A 17,582-nucleotide genomic window follows, 5' to 3' on the forward strand; every position below is an offset into this window, starting at 1 on the left:
TTCTAAAATAGTCTTTTTTTTTTAGCTAAAAAAGCCTTGTTTTTTTGCATGAATGGTACTGTTTTTGGGGTTTTTATTCAAAACTTTAAAGTATTGCTAAAATAAGTTGTTTTTTAATATTGATTTATTGAATTTTGACGCCTAAACGATTCTTAAAATGGATACTACACATTACATAAGCACGCAATTGCTTACTTTAGAAACTGTACAAGAAATAATTACCTATAATAAAACCATAGCCCTATCCGAAGAAGCCAAAGTAAATATCCAAAAGTGTAGGGATTTTTTGGACAAAAAAATGGCATCGAACTCGGAACCCATTTACGGAATCAATACCGGTTTTGGGTCGTTGTGTAATGTCAAAATTTCGAATGAGAATTTGTCTAAATTACAAGAAAATTTAGTAAAATCACACTCTTGTGGAACGGGTGACGAAGTCCCAAATGCAGTTGTAAAACTCATGTTGTTGCTCAAAATACAGTCCTTAAGCTACGGACATTCCGGCATACAATTGCAAACGGTAGAGCGGCTTGTTGCCTTTTATAACAATGATATTTTGCCTATTGTTTACACACAAGGTTCGCTAGGCGCATCCGGTGATTTGGCACCATTAGCCCATTTATCGCTACCGTTATTGGGGGAAGGCGAAGTTTTTTTTGAGGGTAAAAAAGTGCATTCTAGCGAAATATTAAAACGCTTTGACTGGCAACCCATCGTTTTGCAATCCAAGGAAGGTTTGGCATTATTAAATGGAACGCAGTTCATGAGTGCTTATGGAGCTCATATTATGATGAGAGCCTCAAAATTCATGTACTTGGCGGACTTAATAGGGGCTATTTCATTAGAAGGTTTTGATGGTCGGATTGAACCCTTTCATGAATTGATTCATTATATACGTCCCCACAAAGGGCAAATAGTAACGGCAAATCGCGTGAAAGGTTTTCTGGAAGGAAGCGAAATCATCGAGCAACCCAAAACGCACGTTCAAGATCCGTACTCGTTCCGCTGCATTCCTCAAGTTCATGGTGCTTCTAAAGATGCCGTTGAGTATGTAAAAAAAGTATTCAAAATCGAAATCAACTCGGTTACGGACAATCCAAATATTTTTATCGAAAGTGACCAAATTATTTCTGGCGGCAATTTTCATGGGCAACCGTTGGCGTTGGCATTAGACTTTTTAGCAATTGCCTTATCCGAAATGGGCAGTATTTCCGAGCGTAGAACCTATCAATTAATATCGGGATTACGTAATCTTCCTGCTTTTTTAGTCGATAATCCGGGCCTTAATTCGGGTTTGATGATTCCGCAATATACCGCTGCGAGTATTGCCAGTCAAAACAAACAATTGGCAACACCCTCCAGCATTGATAGTATTGTGTCGAGCAATGGTCAGGAAGATCATGTGAGTATGGGTGCAAATGGTGCTACAAAAGCCTTGAAAGTCATGGAAAATGTGGAACGAATTTTGGCCATTGAATTGATGAATGCTTCGCAAGCTATTGAGTATAGACGTCCGTTGCAGTCGAGCGATTTTATTGAGTTGTTTCTAAAATCCTACCGAGAGGAGGTACCTTTGGTAAAAGAAGATCGAATCTTGCATTATGACATCGAAAAAACGATTCTTTTCATGAGCAGTTTTCAAATAGAAAGCGATTTATAATTTAGAGGCATGCGTTGTTTTAGCAGGCTTTTAAGTTGTATTAGATATAGAAATTTGCATAAAAAAACCACTTCGCAAGAGTGGTTTTTTTTATGTGAACATGGGTAACTAAAAATAAATAACCTTGTATTATCCTTTTGAAATGGTACCAGAACCACTGACTTTTGTGTCTTTTGTTTTTGGATCTCCCTTGTATTGAATATCACCTGATCCAGAAACTCTTGCTTTTAAGTTATCGGTACAAAAAACGGTGCAGTCACCAGAACCAGAAATAGACAAATTCACATTTTTGGCTTTGCAATTTGAGGCGTTAATATCGCCTGAACCGCTTACAGCTGTGGTCAAGTTATCCGTATTTCCTTTTAGAACGACATCGCCAGAACCGCTCAAGGAGAGTTCGGTTTCGGTGGCATCGAGGTCTAAATCCATATCGCCTGAACCAGAAAGTTGTACAACAAAACGGCTCGTTTTAATCGTGTTTTTGCTACTTACATCGCCAGAACCTGTAAGCGAAATTTTATTCAATGTTTCAAAAGGAACCGTAATTCTTATGGAGTTTCGACCGCTGGAATGGAAACTACTGTTTTTATCAGTGTAGATTTTTAGGGTGTTTCCATCGACTTCAATTTTTATGAGTGGCAACAAATTCGATTCGCCTTCTAGGGTAATTTTGCCCTCGGTTCCTGCGACCAAATCCACGTCAAAAAAACCTACAATCGCAATTTCATCATAGGATGCGGTCGTTCTTGTTTCGGTGGTATTTTGACCATTTCCTTTTATTTTATCTTTTGAACCCCATTGCGCTTGGGCAAAAGTGGTTGCTGAAAGTGCGCAACAAACTAAAAACAACATTGATTTTTTCATCTTTTTAAAATTTTAAATTAGTACTATTCTTGATTTTTGAAATTGAAATTGATTTTTGAAATTGAAATTAATTTTTGCGCAGTACGACATTGCCATAATCCGAAACAATTGTCATTTTGTTCACACCTTTTTTCTTGTAAAAGCCATTGTATTTTTTGGAATTATTGGTTTCGGCTTTGGAACTGATTTCTAAATCCGAATCGTATTTAAAATCAGCATAGCGCACACTCACATCAAAATCAAAGGCATAATTGCTTTGAAAACCAATATTCAGGCCTGAATATCCGGATACAATGGTCACATCATTCGCCCTTGATTGAATGGCACCAATGGCTACATCGCTGTATCTAGTAACCAATTTGAGTTGGTTCATTACCGTACCAATCTTTATGGAGAGGTAATTTCCTGTTGCGTCAAGGGAGTTTACCGTGGCGAGTTTAATAGCGCCATATTTACTGATTATCTTGACATCGCCACTGTTGGCAATGACCACATCCGTATAATCCGAGACTAAATCTAGTTTATCGACTTCGTCAATGGTGAGTCCGGAATAGCGCGAAAGTACGTTGCCGTATTTCATATAGGCAATACTCGAGGCAGAGCAATACTCCATTTGAATCGCATTTCTAGAATTGTACAATTTTCCAAGGGTAATTTTTCCGTATTTGCAAGTAATATCGGTACTCCCAAACAAGTCACTTGTACTGATATTTCCGTATTTATTAAGGAGTTTTACGCTGCCGTTTTTAGGGATTTTTACGCTATAATTGATCTCGAAACTGTTGTTTTTTCCGTTGTTCTTTGTGTTTGAATTTTCGATAATCGTTTTGGCACTTACCCAACCTTTTAGGGCGTTAATGTCTACCGTAATATCGTCAATCCGCTGGTTTACCCAGTTTTCTTTGTCGCCACTTACCTTGATTTGAATGTTAAATTCGATCTTGTCCTCATCCCAAGTGGAGACTAAAATCGTTCCATAGGAATTGTCAATGGTGAGTCCTGCATCAGGATTTACAAAGTATGCTTTTTGAATGTTTTTTTGTTTGACAAAGGTATAATCAGTAGCAGTTGAAAAACTAGAAAGCGGAATTAAAAGCAATAATAGCAGTAGGTTACATTGTTTTTTCATCGGAAATCAGTGTTAGTTTTTCATTATCTTCTATGCGTTGCAATACGTTTTGCAAAAAAGAAATTCGGGTTTGTAAGTTGCTAATCATGGCATAAATTAGCTGTTTGCTTTCGCCATTGGTTTCTAATTCTTGCAAAATTTTGGTGTAATCAGCGTCTAGGGTTTTCATTTGTTTGAGTGCATCGCCTATTATCTTTTCGTTTTCGGGCGATTTTTTTTCTTTTATTTTGTCTAGTTCTTTGGCAATCAAAACCGAAAAAATCGAATCGGTTTGTTTGGTTTCTTTCGAAGCAAATTTTAGATCATTTGGTTTCACTGCCGAATTATAAAACATAGAAATCCCTACAAATAGCACTATCGATGCTGCAATTGCTAGTGAAACAAGGTATTTCTGGTTGAATTTCTTTTTGGCGTTAAGCTTATTCAAAAATCGGTTTTCATGGTTGTTTTCCATTTCTTGAATGTCCCATTGGGTATCGTATTTTTTGAATAGTATTTCTAATTTTTCATTTTCATCTTTCATAGCTCTTGTAATTTTTTTCGTAAACTGTCTTTTGCTCTGCTCAAAGTCGTCCTGCAATTTGAGTAGCTTATATTTAGAATTTCGCTAATTTCTTCTTGGTCGTAGCCTTCTATAAAAAACAAGGTCAAAACGGTGCTGTAATTGTTTTTTAAGGATTGAATGGCATCCAGAATTTGTTTTACTTTCAATTGGGTAAAATCAATTTCGTCCACAAAGTTAGTTTCTGGAGTTTCTATTTTGTAAAGGGTTTTTTCAAAATCTTCCTGTTGTATTTTATTGTTTTTTTTGTAAAAATCAATGCTGGTGTTCACAATTATTCGTTTCAACCAAGCACCAAAGGCGACTTCATTCCTGTAATCTTCAATTTTTATAAATGCTTTCAGAAATCCTTCTTGTATAACATCTTCGGCAAAATGTTCGTCTTTCACAATCCGGTAGGCTACGTTGTACATTGCTTTGCAATAGCGGTTGTAGACTTCAAATTGTGCTTTCTGATTTTTTTGCTTGCAGCTTGCAATTAATTCTTCTATATTTTGATTGGTGACACTCAAACAGTTTGTTGTGATTTATAGTAAAGACTGGGTTTGTTTTGGTTTGTTACACTTTAGTAAAAATAGGCAACCATTTTTGTTTTTTAATGGGTTTGAGGGAATAAATATAGGAGGATTTTTAGGGTAAAAGTGTTGTGTTGATTTTACCGCAAAGGCGCAAAGGTTTGTTTTGGGTTTTACCACAAAGGCGCAAAGTTTTGTTTTGGGTTTTACCGCAAAGTTCGCAAAGTGTTGTGTTGATTTTACCGCAAAGGCGCAAAGTTTTGTTTTGGATTTTACCGCAAAGGCGCAAAGTTTTGTTTTGGGTTTTACCGCAAAGTTCGCAAAGGTTTGTTTTGGATTTTACCGCAAAGTTCGCAAAGTGTTGTGTTGGATTTTACTGCAAAGTTCGCAAAGTGTTGTGTTGATTTTACCGCAAAGTTCGCAAAATTTTTGGTATATAATTAACAATTAACGTATTATGTCGTGTTTTAAAAATTAGACAAAATGAAGTAATAGATTGATCTTGAACTATTATTGACAATATTGCTTCTTTTGACTTTAGGACTTTTAAACTTTCGACTTACTTAGTATATTGCGTTTACTACATGATTTTTTGGTAAACAAAAAAAACCATCCCGTTTAAAGGATGGTTTTATGAAAAAGTGTTTTTTTTATTTGGATTAATAGCCTTCGTTTTGACTAATTTTTGAGTTTGTATCCGTTTCTCTTAAAGGTATTGGGAATACCAATCGGTCAGAATCCCAAGGTAAAGTAGCGGTTACTGATCCTTTGGTTCTTTTGATATCGTGGATTCTAAATCCTTCCATACCCAATTCCAATTCTCGTTCTCGTAAAATTTGAGCCAAGGTAACGGATTCGAAATTAGCAGCATTGGCGCGGGTTCTCAAGGTGTTTATATCTTCGAGTGGTGTGGCTCCAATGGCTGTTCCTGCTTGAAAGTTCGCTTCGGATCTAATGAGGTACATTTCGCCAAGACGAATGATGCCTACATCTCCAAATTCACTTTTGAATTTAGACGACAATCTTCTATCATTATCGGGGTTGATGTAGTTAAAGTTGCGTCTGTCATCATTAGGATCCGAAAATTTATTGAGATACGTTGTTCTAATTTCGATATCACCACCACGACCTCCATTATCCTCTGAAGCATAATGATTATTGGCTTGATTGTCTCCCGTTTGTTTTGTGATTTGGATTACAAAAATATCTTCAATTTGATTGGAATCGTGGTTAAAAGCATCGGCATATTTAGGTGATAATGCTGTTCCACTGTTTTCAATCACATCATTAGCAGCATCTCTCGCCGCTGTATAATTGCTTTGTTGTAGATAAACTCTGGCTAGCAATGCTTTGGCCGCATATTTATTAGCATAAAAACCATTGTCCGCAGGCAAATCTGTATAGGCTTTGTTTAAACCTGCTATAACTACTGCATATACTTCGTCAACAGTGCTTCTTTCAAGTGCTAAATCCGAATTGAAATCCGAGATTGCCTTTGGTCTAATTACCACACCAAGTTGGGTATTGGCTTTGCCCGCTTCGTATGGTTTTGCAAAAAAGCGAACCAAATCAAAATAGGCCAATGATTTCAAGAAAGTTGCCTCGGCAATCATGGTTTTTTGTTTTTCGGAATCGGCAACTTTACTAATGTTTTCGATAACCGTGTTACATGCATTGATCATTTCGTAATTGGTAGCCCAGATTTGTTGCACAATTCCGTTGCTTACCACTAGGGATTTATTATACATTTGTCTAAAATCAGCAAAGGTACCTCTCCACCTTAAATCCGTGGTGCTGGTGCTTCCTGTTTGTCCCATTAAATCGCCAGCAACTAGAATACGACCACCATAAATGTCACCATCGGCAGCAATGGCATAGGCGCCCGTTAGTACATTCGATACTCCTTCTTCGGTGCTTAAAGTGATGGTTGCATCCTCTCTTTGTTTAGGATCTATCTCTAATTGGTTATCACAACTTGCAAAAAAAACTGCTAGAATCGTGAATAAAATTAATTTATTTGATTTCATTTTTTTACTTTTTAAAAATTAATATTTACTCCTAAAGCAATAGTTCGGGCTGGTGGAGCAGAATAAAACTCTTCTCCAATTCCGGTATCATCTCTTCTAGCTTCTGGATCGTAACCGGTATAGTTTGTAAACGTTAGCAAGTTTACTCCCGTACCGTAAATGCGCACACTGGTCATGCCTAAATCTTTTACCGCTTTGCTTGGCAAGGTGTATCCTATTGTTAGGTTGCGTAAACGTACAAAATCAGCTTTGTCTAGAAATCTCGTTGAGGCACTAGTTCCGTTACCTCCATACAATCGTGCTTGAGGAACATTAGTAATATCACCAGGTTTTTGCCAACGATTTAACTGATCTGCGGTTTGATTATCAAAATAATCGGCTGCTACCGATTGGTAAATTCCAGCCGAGTTATAAATGCTTGCTCCCCATTCTCCTTGAAAAGTAAACGATAAATCTATTCCTTTGTAACTTACGGTGTTGGTTAATCCTGTCATTAAAGTAGGGAAAGGATTTCCAGCAATGACTCTTTCGGCTTCGCTATAATCATTGGTTGTTGATCTATCAATTGTTCCGTCAGCTTTTTTACTGTTTTTATAATACAAAGCATCGCCGTTGATTGGGTTAACACCTGCATATTCTTGTAAATAGAATGAGGAAACATTTTCGCCAACTCTATTGATTGTGAAAGTAGTAATGATGTCCGAATTGTTATTTGGTAAGGATACTACTTCGGTATTATTGGTTGTAATGTTAAAACTCGTATTCCATTTGAAGTTTTCGGTAGCAATATTTGTCGTATTTAGTGTAAATTCAAAACCGCTACTTTCTATTTTTCCAATGTTTTTATTGATTGTGGTTGCACCCGAGCTTAAGGCCAATGGCACTTCAAACAACAAGCCGTCTGTATTTTTCTTGTAATAATCGGCTTCAATGTTTATCCTGTCAAAAAAGCCAACTTCAAGACCATAATCAATTTGAGTTGATTTTTCCCAAGTTAAATTTGGGTTGCCTGCTTGGTCAAAGGAAAGACCTGTTTTTAAATTATAAGAGTTTGGTTTGTACAATTGGCGCGAAGCAAAGTTTCCTAGTTCCGCATTTCCTAATTTACCCCAACTTCCTTTAAATTTCAAGAACGAAACGATTTTATTGTCTTTCAAGAATCCTTCTTCGGATACAATCCATCCTGCAGAAAATGCTGGAAAAGTACCAAACCTGTTGTTTTTACCAAAACGGGAAGAACCATCTCTACGAATACTTGCTTTGAAGATGTATTTGTTATCATAGGAATAATTCAATCGACCAAATTGCGAAACAAACGTATAATCGGTTTCGTTACCTGCACCGCCATTTACCTCGGCACCACCATCAATAGTATGAAATCCGTCATTTGGAAAATAAATACTAGTAACCTCTTGATACCTGCGGTTGTATTTGTTGAACTCCATACCAGCTACTGCATTAATGGTGTGCTTTTCGCCAAATGTTTTATCAAAACTTAAATAGTTACTGTAAATATAGTTTTCGATATTTACCGAGCTAGCAAATACATCACCATCTGTGGATTGAAAAGGCGTGTTTCTACCGTTCCAATTGTCCTCTGTTTGCGACATTAAATCGTAAGCAAAATCAGAATTTACTTTTAAAGAAGGAATTATTTTTAATTCGCCATAGACTTTACCCGTAATTCTACGCACTAATGTTTTCCAAAACGAATTGTCAATTGCCAATAAATAGTTCGCATACAAGGTGTTTGGGTTTGCTGTTCCATCTGCTAAACGAATAGGGGATAGTGGGGATTGCGCCACAGCTTGTAATGGTGTGGTAAAGGAGTTATCATCCTGAACACGGTCTATTTGAGATCTAGAAAAACTCAAATTCATGCCTACATTAAAACGATCAGAAACTTTATGAGAAACATTGGTTCTTGCTGTTACTCGTTCTAAAGCATTACTGTTGATGATACCTGTGGTATTGTTGTAAGCACCTGCAAAGAAATATTTAGTATTGGCATCGCCTCCAGAAACTGCAAAATCAGCATCGGTATTAAAACCATCTTGAAAAGCGGTGTCTTGCCAATCCGAATCTATTTCCCCTTTTCTCCAGTCCGTTCCTTGTGCCAAGAAATCAAAAATACCTTCGGCTTCGGCTGCATCGCCAGTTCCGTTGATAGAAGCTTCGGTAAAAAGTGCTACATATTGCTTTGCATTTAACCATTTTCGTTTGTGAGTAGCTTGACTTACCCCTTGTGATAGGTTGATAGAGAACGTTCCTTTCCCTTCTTTCCCTTTCTTGGTGGTAATAATTACAACACCATTTGCACCACGAGCACCATAAATAGCTGCAGACGAGGCATCTTTCAATACATCAATCGACTCAATCTCATTGGTACTCAAGGTCAATAATGGATTTGTTGGTGCGCCATTACTAGACTCATTTGAAGTAATCAAAGGAATTCCGTCCAATACATATAAAGGTTCTTTACCCGCACTTATACTTGCAGCACCACGCACACGAATGCTAATGCCGCCTTCGACTTTTCCATTCGTTTGTGTAATTTGAACCCCAGCTAGTTTCCCTACCAAGGCATTTTGAACAGAGGAAACAGGAATTTGCTGAATGTCTTTGGCAGTAACCCGTGCAATGTTATCTGTTAATTTTTTCTTGCTTTGGGTTCCGTATCCTACTACAACAACGGCTTCTAGTTGATTCGAAGCATCTTTTAATTGAATAGTCATCGTAACACTTGCTGGAACTTCTACAGTGTTCATGCCAATAAAACTGATAACCAAAGTTTGTTTTGGAGCTACTTTGATTTTAAAATTACCATCAAAGTCCGTTTGGGTACTTTCTTTGGTTCCTTTGGCAATAATGTTGGCACCTGGAATAGGAATTCCTCCTTGATCGGTAACTTTACCCGTTACCGTTATTTCTTGAGCTACCGCAATTTGCACAAATAAGGCAAATACGAGACCCAAAAAATGCTTAAAATTAATTTTCATTTTTGGATTATTTAAGATTAGTTGCTTCAAATATCATAATAAAATGTTAACAAATAAAAATTATTATCATAAAAAATAACAATAATTTAAGTTTTTGTTAATAATGTACTTTTTAATGCCTAATTATTAATTATTGGTAATTAAAAGCGGTCATTTAAGGCATTTGTATTTTTTCTTTTTAGTTGCGTATTAAAGAGTATTTGACTTTTTTTAGGTTAAATTTGCCCTGTTTTTGTATTTAAAATGCTAATAGTGTTCCTATTGAATTTACCAACGCCTTTTTTATTTGGTTTTAGAAAAAGAAGTTGGCTTTATTCTTTTAATGTGTTTTAAATCAGGTTTTAATACTATTTAGCTATTGTATGTTAAAGTGTTAAAAACCAAAAAATAAGTATTTGTACTTAATTAAAATAAGTATATTTGAAAAATAAATTTGTTACACATGAAAAAGCATTCTAATCCTTTGTTAACTATAGTTGGAGCTGGCCCTGGCGATATAGAACTTATTACTTTAAAAGCAATAAAATCCCTTGAAAGTGCAGCTGTTGTCTTGTATGATGCGCTTGTAAACGAAGCTTTATTAGCCTATGCGCCTCAAGCTGAAATTATTTTTGTTGGAAAACGCTTTGGTTGCCATGCTTACAGTCAAGATCAAATTAATGAATTAATCGTTACTATGGCAGTCCGTTCAGGGCATGTAGTTCGGCTTAAAGGTGGCGATCCATTTATTTTTGGTCGCGGAAGTGAAGAAATCGCTTTTGCCGAAAAGCACGGCATACCATCCTTTATTGTTCCCGGTATTTCCTCTGTAATGGGGGTTCCCGCTATGAGTGGTATTAGCTTGACACAACGCGGTATTGCCGAGAGTTTCTGGGTGATTACTGGTACCACATCGGATCATAAATTGTCTAAAGATGTTGCCTTGGCTTCCCAATCATCGGCCACAGTTGTGCTCTTGATGGGGATGAATAAGCTGGACGAAATTGTGGCAATTTATCAAAAAAACCGTACCGATGATTTGCCTGTTGCCATTATTCAAAACGGGACAAAAAGCAATGAGAAAAAAGTAATTGGCAACATAAGTTCCATCGCTGCATTGGTAGCGACTCATCAATTGTCATCACCTGCTATTATAATTATTGGCGAAGTGGTAAATAATGCCTCTAAACTAGCTTCTTTTACCAGCGAGGCCTTGTCAATGCCGGAATCGTCATTGTAAATTACGAACTATTATTTGTTGCTATTACCAAAGCTAATTTAGCTGTATTAGCAATCTTTGGCTTAATTCAAAGGATATTAGTAAGTCGAAAGTTTTAATTTCGTAAAGTCAAAATAAGCACTATAATAGTTCAAAATCAATCTATTACTCCATGTTGTCTAATTTTTAAAACACGTCATCAAACGATGAATGTTACTTAAATGCAGATTTTTTTTGGGAAATAAAAATAAAAAAAAACGGATTAGAGATGCCTATTTCTAATCCGTTTTTTAGTTTATGCTAGTACTTTTTCGAGTAGTACAAAATTGCTTTTGGGTGCTTCACATAGCGAGCAACAATACCCTTCGGGGAGATCATTGAACAAAACACCTTTTTCGATTCCTTGGGAAGGATCTCCATATTCTGGGTTGTAAATGGTCATGCACTCTTGGCATTGGTGCATTTCTTGAATTGTTTTTTCTTTCTTGGCACTTACGGTATTGATTTCTAAAACCGAATTACCCAGTTCTTCAAAATATTTTCTACTCAACTCAATCAAGATGGTTGGAAGTTCTAATTTGTCTACATCTTGTGCGTGAACAATGTATTCTTTGGTATTGGGATCAAAGTTTTTAGCATACAAAATATTGTATGTATCTCGTATTTTTATGGATTCAAGTTCTTTGGGCGATTCATTTTTTTCGACTACAATCGAGGTGAAATAATGTCCTTCACGGTTGTATTCGGATAGCCCAAAAGTGAGTCCGTAAGTACTAATATCAAATTGATCAAGTGTTCGAACTAAAAATGTTTTTAGGTTTAATGCCCATTCCATGGCAACGGGTAAGTGCCAATTGAGTTCCAAAAGTGAGTGGCGTACATTAATTCCTTTTTTGCCCAAAAATTTCTCCCAATCAAGTTTTCGTTCTTTTGGAATTCCTTTTACAATGAACGATTTCCAAGGTGTGATGCATATTTTACCAATTTTGCAATCAAAACACAGCTCACACATTTCTTTCAAAAAGTCCAAATCATACAAGTTATTTCGCCAGTACAATCCCAACCAATATTGATCAATTCCCAACTTATTCATTCCCTCATAATACGGGAAAGGGTAAAACGGAATGCTTAAGGATTTATCAATAGTACGGTTGTTGGTGTCTAATTTTTCGCTAACCAATTGAAAAATCATCTCGGCAGATTGGGGTTCTTCAATTAAGGTTTTTTCTATTTCATAATAGACTTTGGCCACGTCCCAACTGTATACTAGCACAGGATAAAGCTCCATTTTATCCCATTTTGGGAGTCTAATGTACACAAACCAATAGTCCTCGTGATGCGAAGCGATAAAGTTAATGTGACCTGTAAACAAAGGAACGAGTTGTTGTTTTGGATCAGTAATATTGACTTTTAGTTTGGGTTGCTCTTTAAATTGTTCCAATACATACAGGAATTTATTTCCGGTAAGCCAAGGCGTATTTCTAAAAATATCAGTCGATACATACGATGAAACGATATTGTTGCCGCTTTTTTCGTCAGGATAAACAAAATGATGCTTGCCCATCTTGTCTTTTTTTACAGGTCTAAAACCTTTAGAAAAGATGATGTCTTGGCGGGAACCAAACGAAATTGATTTTTGACCTTGTTCCAGTCCCATGTTTACAATTTCTCGTAATTCACCTGGCGATAGTACGCCACCTTTGACTATTAATCGTGTTAAATCCATTTTAAAAGTTTAAAAGTTCAAAAGTTTAAAGTTCACGCTCTAAACTAAAAAAAAGCCTATTTGTATTTTGATAAAATCTCTTTTACTTCGGTTTTGCAACTTCCGCAACCTAATCCAGCTCCAGTTGTTTTACACAATTCGGTAAAATTAGTCACACCGCTTTTGATAGATTCCTCAATATTTCCGCTGCCTACTTGGCTACAAGAACAAACAAGTCGGCCCAAAACAGGTTTGGCTTCGGAGTTGCCTCTTAATAAGGTATTCCTTTTGTCCGAAAGTTCTATTTTGCTTTCGATCATAGTTTTGAATTCGGCAAATTCGTTTTTATCGCCCATCAAAATGGCTCCCACGAGTAAGTCATTTTTCACGACACACTTCTTGTAATAGCGTTTTCCTAAATCCGAAAAAACAATTTCTTCATACGAATCGTCATTTTCGGGAATTTCGATTTCTCCAATACTGCATAAATTAATATCTTCTAATTTAAGGATGTTCATCAAAACCGAGCCTTTGTAGTAACTGCTAATATCGCCAGCCATAAAGTTAGCCAAAATATCCGCTTGTTCCTCCGCAGCCGATGTAATTCCGAATAACATATTATTGAATTCGGCTATTTCGCCAATGGCAAAAATATTGGGTTTAGAGGTTTGTAAATACTGGTTTACTTTTACCCCACGACCACAAGATAATCCGGCATCTTTAGCAATTTTAATATTCGGAATTGTTCCAATAGTGTATACCACAGCATGTGCCGTTATGATTCGTCCACTTTTTAGAATAATTTCTATTTCGTTTGGATTTTCGGTGTCAAAAACGGTACTGACTTCGTTGTCAAAATAGATTTGAATGTCTCTTTGTTGTACTTCTTCGGCTAATAATTTACTCGAAATACGGTCTAGCTGGCGTTCCATCAACCTAGAGGCACGTTGTACAATTGTAATTTTTATGTTTTTATGTTTGAGTGCCGCAGCCAATTCTAAACCAAGTAATCCGCCACCTACAATGACAACGTGTTGCTCATTTGGTGGTAAACCCGTTTGATCCAAATAGTTTTTAAGGCCATCAGCATCGGCTTTTTTACGCATTGTAAATCGGCCTGGCAAATGCAATTGCGCATTTTCAGGAATAAACGGCCCGCTTCCTGTGGCTAGAATCAAGGCATCAAAAGTGTGTTTTTGTCCCGTACTATCCGTGATGGTATTGTTTTCTTTGTCAACATGCTCGATACCTACTTCGGTTTTTAAGGTGATGTTGAGTTTGGCAAGGGCATCTTCTTTTATTTTCAAAAGCTGCTCCCATGTTAATTCTTCGGTTAAATATTCAGGCAATAATACCCGATTGTAAAACGGATTTTTTTCATTCGAAAAAACTATAATTTCATCCTCGGTATTGATTTCTCGATAATTTTGAATGAATCTAAAAGCGGCAGCTCCAGCACCCACAATAGCAATTTTCTGAAAAGGCTTTACATATTTAGTGATCGACACGGTGGTGTATTTAAAATCAGGTTCCTTCGAAACAGGATCTACCAGCGTATTGGTCAAATTATTGGTTCTATTCAAGTCGTTTTCCAATTGTTTTCCCCAGTGCATAGGCAAGAAAACGACCCCTTCCCGAATTAAATCCGACACTTTTGCTTTTACTCGCACCGTCCCATTCTTGCTGGTTACCACAACAATATCGCCAGTTACAAGTCCTAATTTATAAGCATCTATAGGATTTAGATCTAATAATGGACTTGGTGTATGGGTCATTAATCGGGATACTTTTCCAGTTTTGGTCATAGTATGCCATTGATCTCGAATTCGACCTGTGGTCAAAATATAAGGAAATTGTTCGCTTGGCGGTTCAGAGGTATTGTCAATAGCCGTTGGGATATTAAAAATGGCTTTTTGTGAGGGCGTATAAAACTTTTTGTCGGTAAATAAACGAGGCGTTCCGGGATGTCCGTAATCAGGAACAGGCCATTGAAAAGTACCTTCGTTTTTGAGTCGGGTGTAATTTAAAAATGAAATATCAATATTCGTGTTCTTGGTCAAAAGAGTGTGTTCCTTATAAATTTCTTCGGTGTTGTTGTAATTGAAACCATTGAAATTCATTTTTTTGGCAAAGCGAGTCACTATTTCCACATCCGATAAGGCTTCGCCAGGTGCATTGATAGCTTTTGGCAAATAGGAAATACGTCTTTCGGAATTGGTCATGGTGCCTTCTTTTTCTAACCAACCTGCAGCTGGCAATAATAAATCGGCGTATTTTGAGGTATCTGCGTTGTGCGAAATGTCTTGAACAACAACAAATTTGGCGTTTGCCAATGCTTTTTCTACTCTACGAGCATCGGGTAAACTCACTAGAGGATTGGTACAAATAATCCAAATCGCTTTCATTTTTCCCGATTCTAATGCGTCAAACATTTCGGTCGCCGTAAGTCCTGGTTTTTCGGATATGCCATCAACGCCCCAAAATCCAGCTACTTCTTTGCGGTGTTCTGGATTGTTCAATTCTTTGTGCGCAGCCAATAAATTAGCCATACCACCCACTTCTCGACCACCCATAGCGTTGGGTTGACCCGTTAAGGAAAATGGTCCAGATCCTGGTTTTCCTACTTGTCCAGTCAGTAACGAGAGGTTTAGCAAGGCTGTGTTTTTGTCCACGCCAATAGCACTTTGGTTCAAACCCATTGCCCAAAGCGATAGGAAACCTTTGGCTTTGCCTATAATATCAGCGGCCAACTTGATGTCATTCAAAGGAACGCCGCATAATTTTGAGGCTTTTTCTAATGAACTTGAGAGCACTAAATCCTTATAAAGGGAGAAGTTTTCGGTGTGGTTTTTTATAAAATCGGTATCGGCATATCCTTTTTCGATTAATCGTTTGGCTAATGCGTGGTATAAAATAATGTCGGTTCCGGGGATGATTTGTAAATGTAAATCGGCTGCTAGGGCTGAATCCGTTCTTCTAGGATCGACAACTATGATTTTTGTTTTTGGATTTTTCTCTTTGTGTTGTTCGATGCGTCTAAAGAGAATAGGGTGGCACCAAGCAGGATTGGCTCCTGTGATCAGGAAAGTATCCGCCAATTCAATATCGTCATAAGCAATTGGCACGGAATCCTCACCAAATGTTTTCTTGTACCCCGCCACCGCTGAACTCATGCACAAGCGAGAATTGGTATCGATGTTATTGGTTTTCAGAAATCCTTTTACGAGTTTGTTGATCAAATAATATTCTTCGGTTAAGCATTGTCCAGAAATGTAAAAACCAACGCTATCTGGGCCATGTTTTTTTATAATTGACGAAAAAACCGCTGCTGCTCTATCTAGTGCCGTGTCCCAACTCACTCGTTCCAAGGGATGGGATTTGCTCCAGCGCATTTCGGGGTGTAAAATCCTATCCGAAGTGTCATTGACCACATAATGCAGGTTCATTCCTTTGGAGCAAAGCATGCCTTTATTTACGGGATGATCTTTGTCGCCAGTAACGGTTACGCCATTTTTAGGATCATTGGTAACGATAATTCCACATCCAACTCCACAATAAGAACAGGTCGTTTTGATTTCTGAATTTTGCATTATAGTACTTCTTAATTTATAGTTTCTCTAATATAAAAAGCAAAAAATCGCTTTTCTATAATTCGATTGTAAAAATACGTATTTTTACGTATAAATACGTATTTCATCATTATTTTTTTATAAGTTTGAACAAAATAAATGACAAAGGTGTTTATTGGAATTTATTTTTTAGAATTATTAAAATAAGGGGTGCAATATTGCGAAAAGTACTATTTGAAAAAGTGGACATTGCCCTACCGCAATAAGTTCACTACTAATTTGACTATAAAAAAGAGGTTATGAAAGAAGCATTAGCCAATTGTAACAGCTGTTTGAATGAAAATTGTTTTATAAAAAAGCACCTTCATTTAGAACAAATGAAAAGTTACATCGAGAAAAAGCATAGTTTTATTTGCAAAAAAGCACACCAATTTATCATTGAAGGAGCCCCCATTCAAGGTCTTTATTTTATTTACAAAGGAAAGGTAAAAACGGTAAAAACAGGAATTAATGGGCGAGAGCAAATAGTTCGTTTTACAAAAGAAGGCGATACGGTGGGTTTTAGAGGTTTTGGTACTAGTAAGCGGTATTTGATTGGTGCTTATGCACTTGAGGATACGGTTTTATGTAATTTCAGCAACGAAATCATGTTGGAAATTTTGCATACGGTTCCTGAATTCACTTTTGATTTAATGCTTTTCTATGCCGATGAGTTGAATAAAAGCGAAAATAATATTCGGAAAATTGCCCACATGAATGTTCGGGAACGCGTGATTGATACCTTATTATACATACATCGAAAATTTGGACAAACCAATGGCATGATCGATCTAGAATTATCCCGTAAGGAAATTGCTGATTTTGCAGGAACTACCGAGGAGCAAGTGACGCGAATGATTTCAAGTCTGAAAAAAGAAGCCCTCATTAAAACGGTGGGAAAAAAAATTGGCTTGCTAGCAATCCCTAAACTCCAATCCGAAATCATAGAACACAAGTATATTTAGAGAATGGCACGACAGCTTATTTTTCGTCAAAAGCCACTGCTGTAGCACTTTCTCATTAATCCTAAAGCTTTAGTCTATTGAAAATTAGGGATAAAGTACTTCCCAATTTAATAAGATACCCATTCGCTTTTAAAAAATTAGCCACGGATTTAACGGATAAAACTGATTTTCACAGATTTTAATTCAATTTTTGGCACACTAAATAAAAAAAATCCATGCGAATCTGTTAAATCCGCATCATCGTCAACAAATTTTATAATTGCTAATACAGTGATTGCTGTAATTAATACCCCCAATTCGTTGGGCTTTTTTTTATAGAAAAACTTCCAATTGCAATACTACTACTTTCT

11 protein-coding genes are annotated in these 17,582 nt (G+C 36.8%); 3 read left to right on the forward strand and 8 right to left on the reverse strand.

The genetic code is table 11. The features are described from left to right. Nucleotides 1–157 precede the first annotated feature (157 nt). Nucleotides 158–1,660, forward strand: a complete 1,503-nt coding sequence (gene hutH / locus FNW21_RS05925; protein WP_144255820.1) for a histidine ammonia-lyase — start codon at nucleotides 158–160, stop codon at nucleotides 1,658–1,660. 129 nt (nucleotides 1,661–1,789) lie between these two features. On the opposite strand, the gene FNW21_RS05930 is transcribed toward hutH, so the two are convergent. The 6 genes from FNW21_RS05930 to FNW21_RS05955 form a co-directional block, all read right to left on the reverse strand. Further along, nucleotides 1,790–2,524, reverse strand: a complete 735-nt coding sequence (locus FNW21_RS05930) for a head GIN domain-containing protein (RefSeq protein WP_144255821.1) — start codon at nucleotides 2,522–2,524, stop codon at nucleotides 1,790–1,792. Nucleotides 2,525–2,591: 67 nt separating this feature from the next. Next, nucleotides 2,592–3,653, reverse strand: a complete 1,062-nt coding sequence (locus tag FNW21_RS05935) for a hypothetical protein (RefSeq protein WP_144255822.1) — start codon at nucleotides 3,651–3,653, stop codon at nucleotides 2,592–2,594. Further along, nucleotides 3,637–4,176, reverse strand: a complete 540-nt coding sequence (locus tag FNW21_RS05940) for an anti-sigma factor (protein ID WP_144255823.1) — start codon at nucleotides 4,174–4,176, stop codon at nucleotides 3,637–3,639. Before FNW21_RS05940 ends, FNW21_RS05935 begins: the two co-directional genes overlap by 17 nt. Beyond that, on the reverse strand, nucleotides 4,173–4,727 hold the full coding sequence (locus tag FNW21_RS05945; RefSeq protein ID WP_144255824.1) for an RNA polymerase sigma factor: 555 nt from the start codon (nucleotides 4,725–4,727) through the stop codon (nucleotides 4,173–4,175). The genes FNW21_RS05940 and FNW21_RS05945 overlap by 4 nt, the downstream gene beginning before the upstream one ends. A gap of 662 nt (nucleotides 4,728–5,389) precedes the next feature. Next, nucleotides 5,390–6,757, reverse strand: a complete 1,368-nt coding sequence (locus FNW21_RS05950; protein WP_144255825.1) for a RagB/SusD family nutrient uptake outer membrane protein — start codon at nucleotides 6,755–6,757, stop codon at nucleotides 5,390–5,392. Between the two features lie 11 nt (nucleotides 6,758–6,768). Then, nucleotides 6,769–9,756, reverse strand: coding sequence for a SusC/RagA family TonB-linked outer membrane protein (locus tag FNW21_RS05955; protein ID WP_144255826.1), 2,988 nt, complete (start codon nucleotides 9,754–9,756; stop codon nucleotides 6,769–6,771). Between the two features lie 442 nt (nucleotides 9,757–10,198). Here FNW21_RS05955 and cobA point away from each other — a divergent pair, with 442 nt between their 5' ends. After that, nucleotides 10,199–10,975, forward strand: a complete 777-nt coding sequence (gene cobA, locus FNW21_RS05960; protein WP_144255827.1) for a uroporphyrinogen-III C-methyltransferase — start codon at nucleotides 10,199–10,201, stop codon at nucleotides 10,973–10,975. A gap of 274 nt (nucleotides 10,976–11,249) precedes the next feature. Here cobA and FNW21_RS05965 read toward each other — a convergent pair whose 3' ends face one another. Together FNW21_RS05965 and FNW21_RS05970 are read right to left on the reverse strand one after the other, a co-directional pair. Continuing rightward, nucleotides 11,250–12,680 (reverse strand): rubredoxin, encoded by a 1,431-nt coding sequence (locus tag FNW21_RS05965; protein WP_144255828.1) that lies wholly within the window; start codon nucleotides 12,678–12,680, stop codon nucleotides 11,250–11,252. A gap of 56 nt (nucleotides 12,681–12,736) precedes the next feature. Further along, complete coding sequence (locus tag FNW21_RS05970) at nucleotides 12,737–16,249, reverse strand: nitrate reductase (protein ID WP_144255829.1); 3,513 nt, start codon at nucleotides 16,247–16,249, stop codon at nucleotides 12,737–12,739. 278 nt (nucleotides 16,250–16,527) lie between these two features. Here FNW21_RS05970 and FNW21_RS05975 point away from each other — a divergent pair, with 278 nt between their 5' ends. After that, the gene (locus tag FNW21_RS05975; RefSeq protein WP_144255830.1) at nucleotides 16,528–17,232 is read left to right on the forward strand and encodes a Crp/Fnr family transcriptional regulator; all 705 of its coding nucleotides are present in this window, start codon (nucleotides 16,528–16,530) and stop codon (nucleotides 17,230–17,232) included. The last annotated feature ends 350 nt before the right edge of the window (nucleotides 17,233–17,582 follow it).

This window comes from Flavobacterium restrictum (assembly GCF_007097245.1).
In the GTDB taxonomy this organism is placed as follows: Bacteria; Bacteroidota; Bacteroidia; order Flavobacteriales; family Flavobacteriaceae; genus Flavobacterium; species Flavobacterium restrictum.

Excerpts from the sequence above, each read along its gene's own strand:
- FNW21_RS05950 (WP_144255825.1), bottom strand. The coding sequence starts at position 6,757 with ATGAAATCAAATAAATTAATTTTATTCACGATTCTAGCAGTTTTTTTT.
- cobA (WP_144255827.1), top strand. The coding sequence starts at position 10,199 with ATGAAAAAGCATTCTAATCCTTTGTTAACTATAGTTGGAGCTGGCCCT.
- FNW21_RS05930 (WP_144255821.1), bottom strand. The coding sequence starts at position 2,524 with ATGAAAAAATCAATGTTGTTTTTAGTTTGTTGCGCACTTTCAGCAACC.
- FNW21_RS05975 (WP_144255830.1), top strand. The coding sequence starts at position 16,528 with ATGAAAGAAGCATTAGCCAATTGTAACAGCTGTTTGAATGAAAATTGT.
- FNW21_RS05935 (WP_144255822.1), bottom strand. The coding sequence starts at position 3,653 with ATGAAAAAACAATGTAACCTACTGCTATTATTGCTTTTAATTCCGCTT.
- FNW21_RS05970 (WP_144255829.1), bottom strand. The coding sequence starts at position 16,249 with ATGCAAAATTCAGAAATCAAAACGACCTGTTCTTATTGTGGAGTTGGA.
- hutH (WP_144255820.1), top strand. The coding sequence starts at position 158 with ATGGATACTACACATTACATAAGCACGCAATTGCTTACTTTAGAAACT.
- FNW21_RS05955 (WP_144255826.1), bottom strand. The coding sequence starts at position 9,756 with ATGAAAATTAATTTTAAGCATTTTTTGGGTCTCGTATTTGCCTTATTT.
- FNW21_RS05965 (WP_144255828.1), bottom strand. The coding sequence starts at position 12,680 with ATGGATTTAACACGATTAATAGTCAAAGGTGGCGTACTATCGCCAGGT.
- FNW21_RS05940 (WP_144255823.1), bottom strand. The coding sequence starts at position 4,176 with ATGAAAGATGAAAATGAAAAATTAGAAATACTATTCAAAAAATACGAT.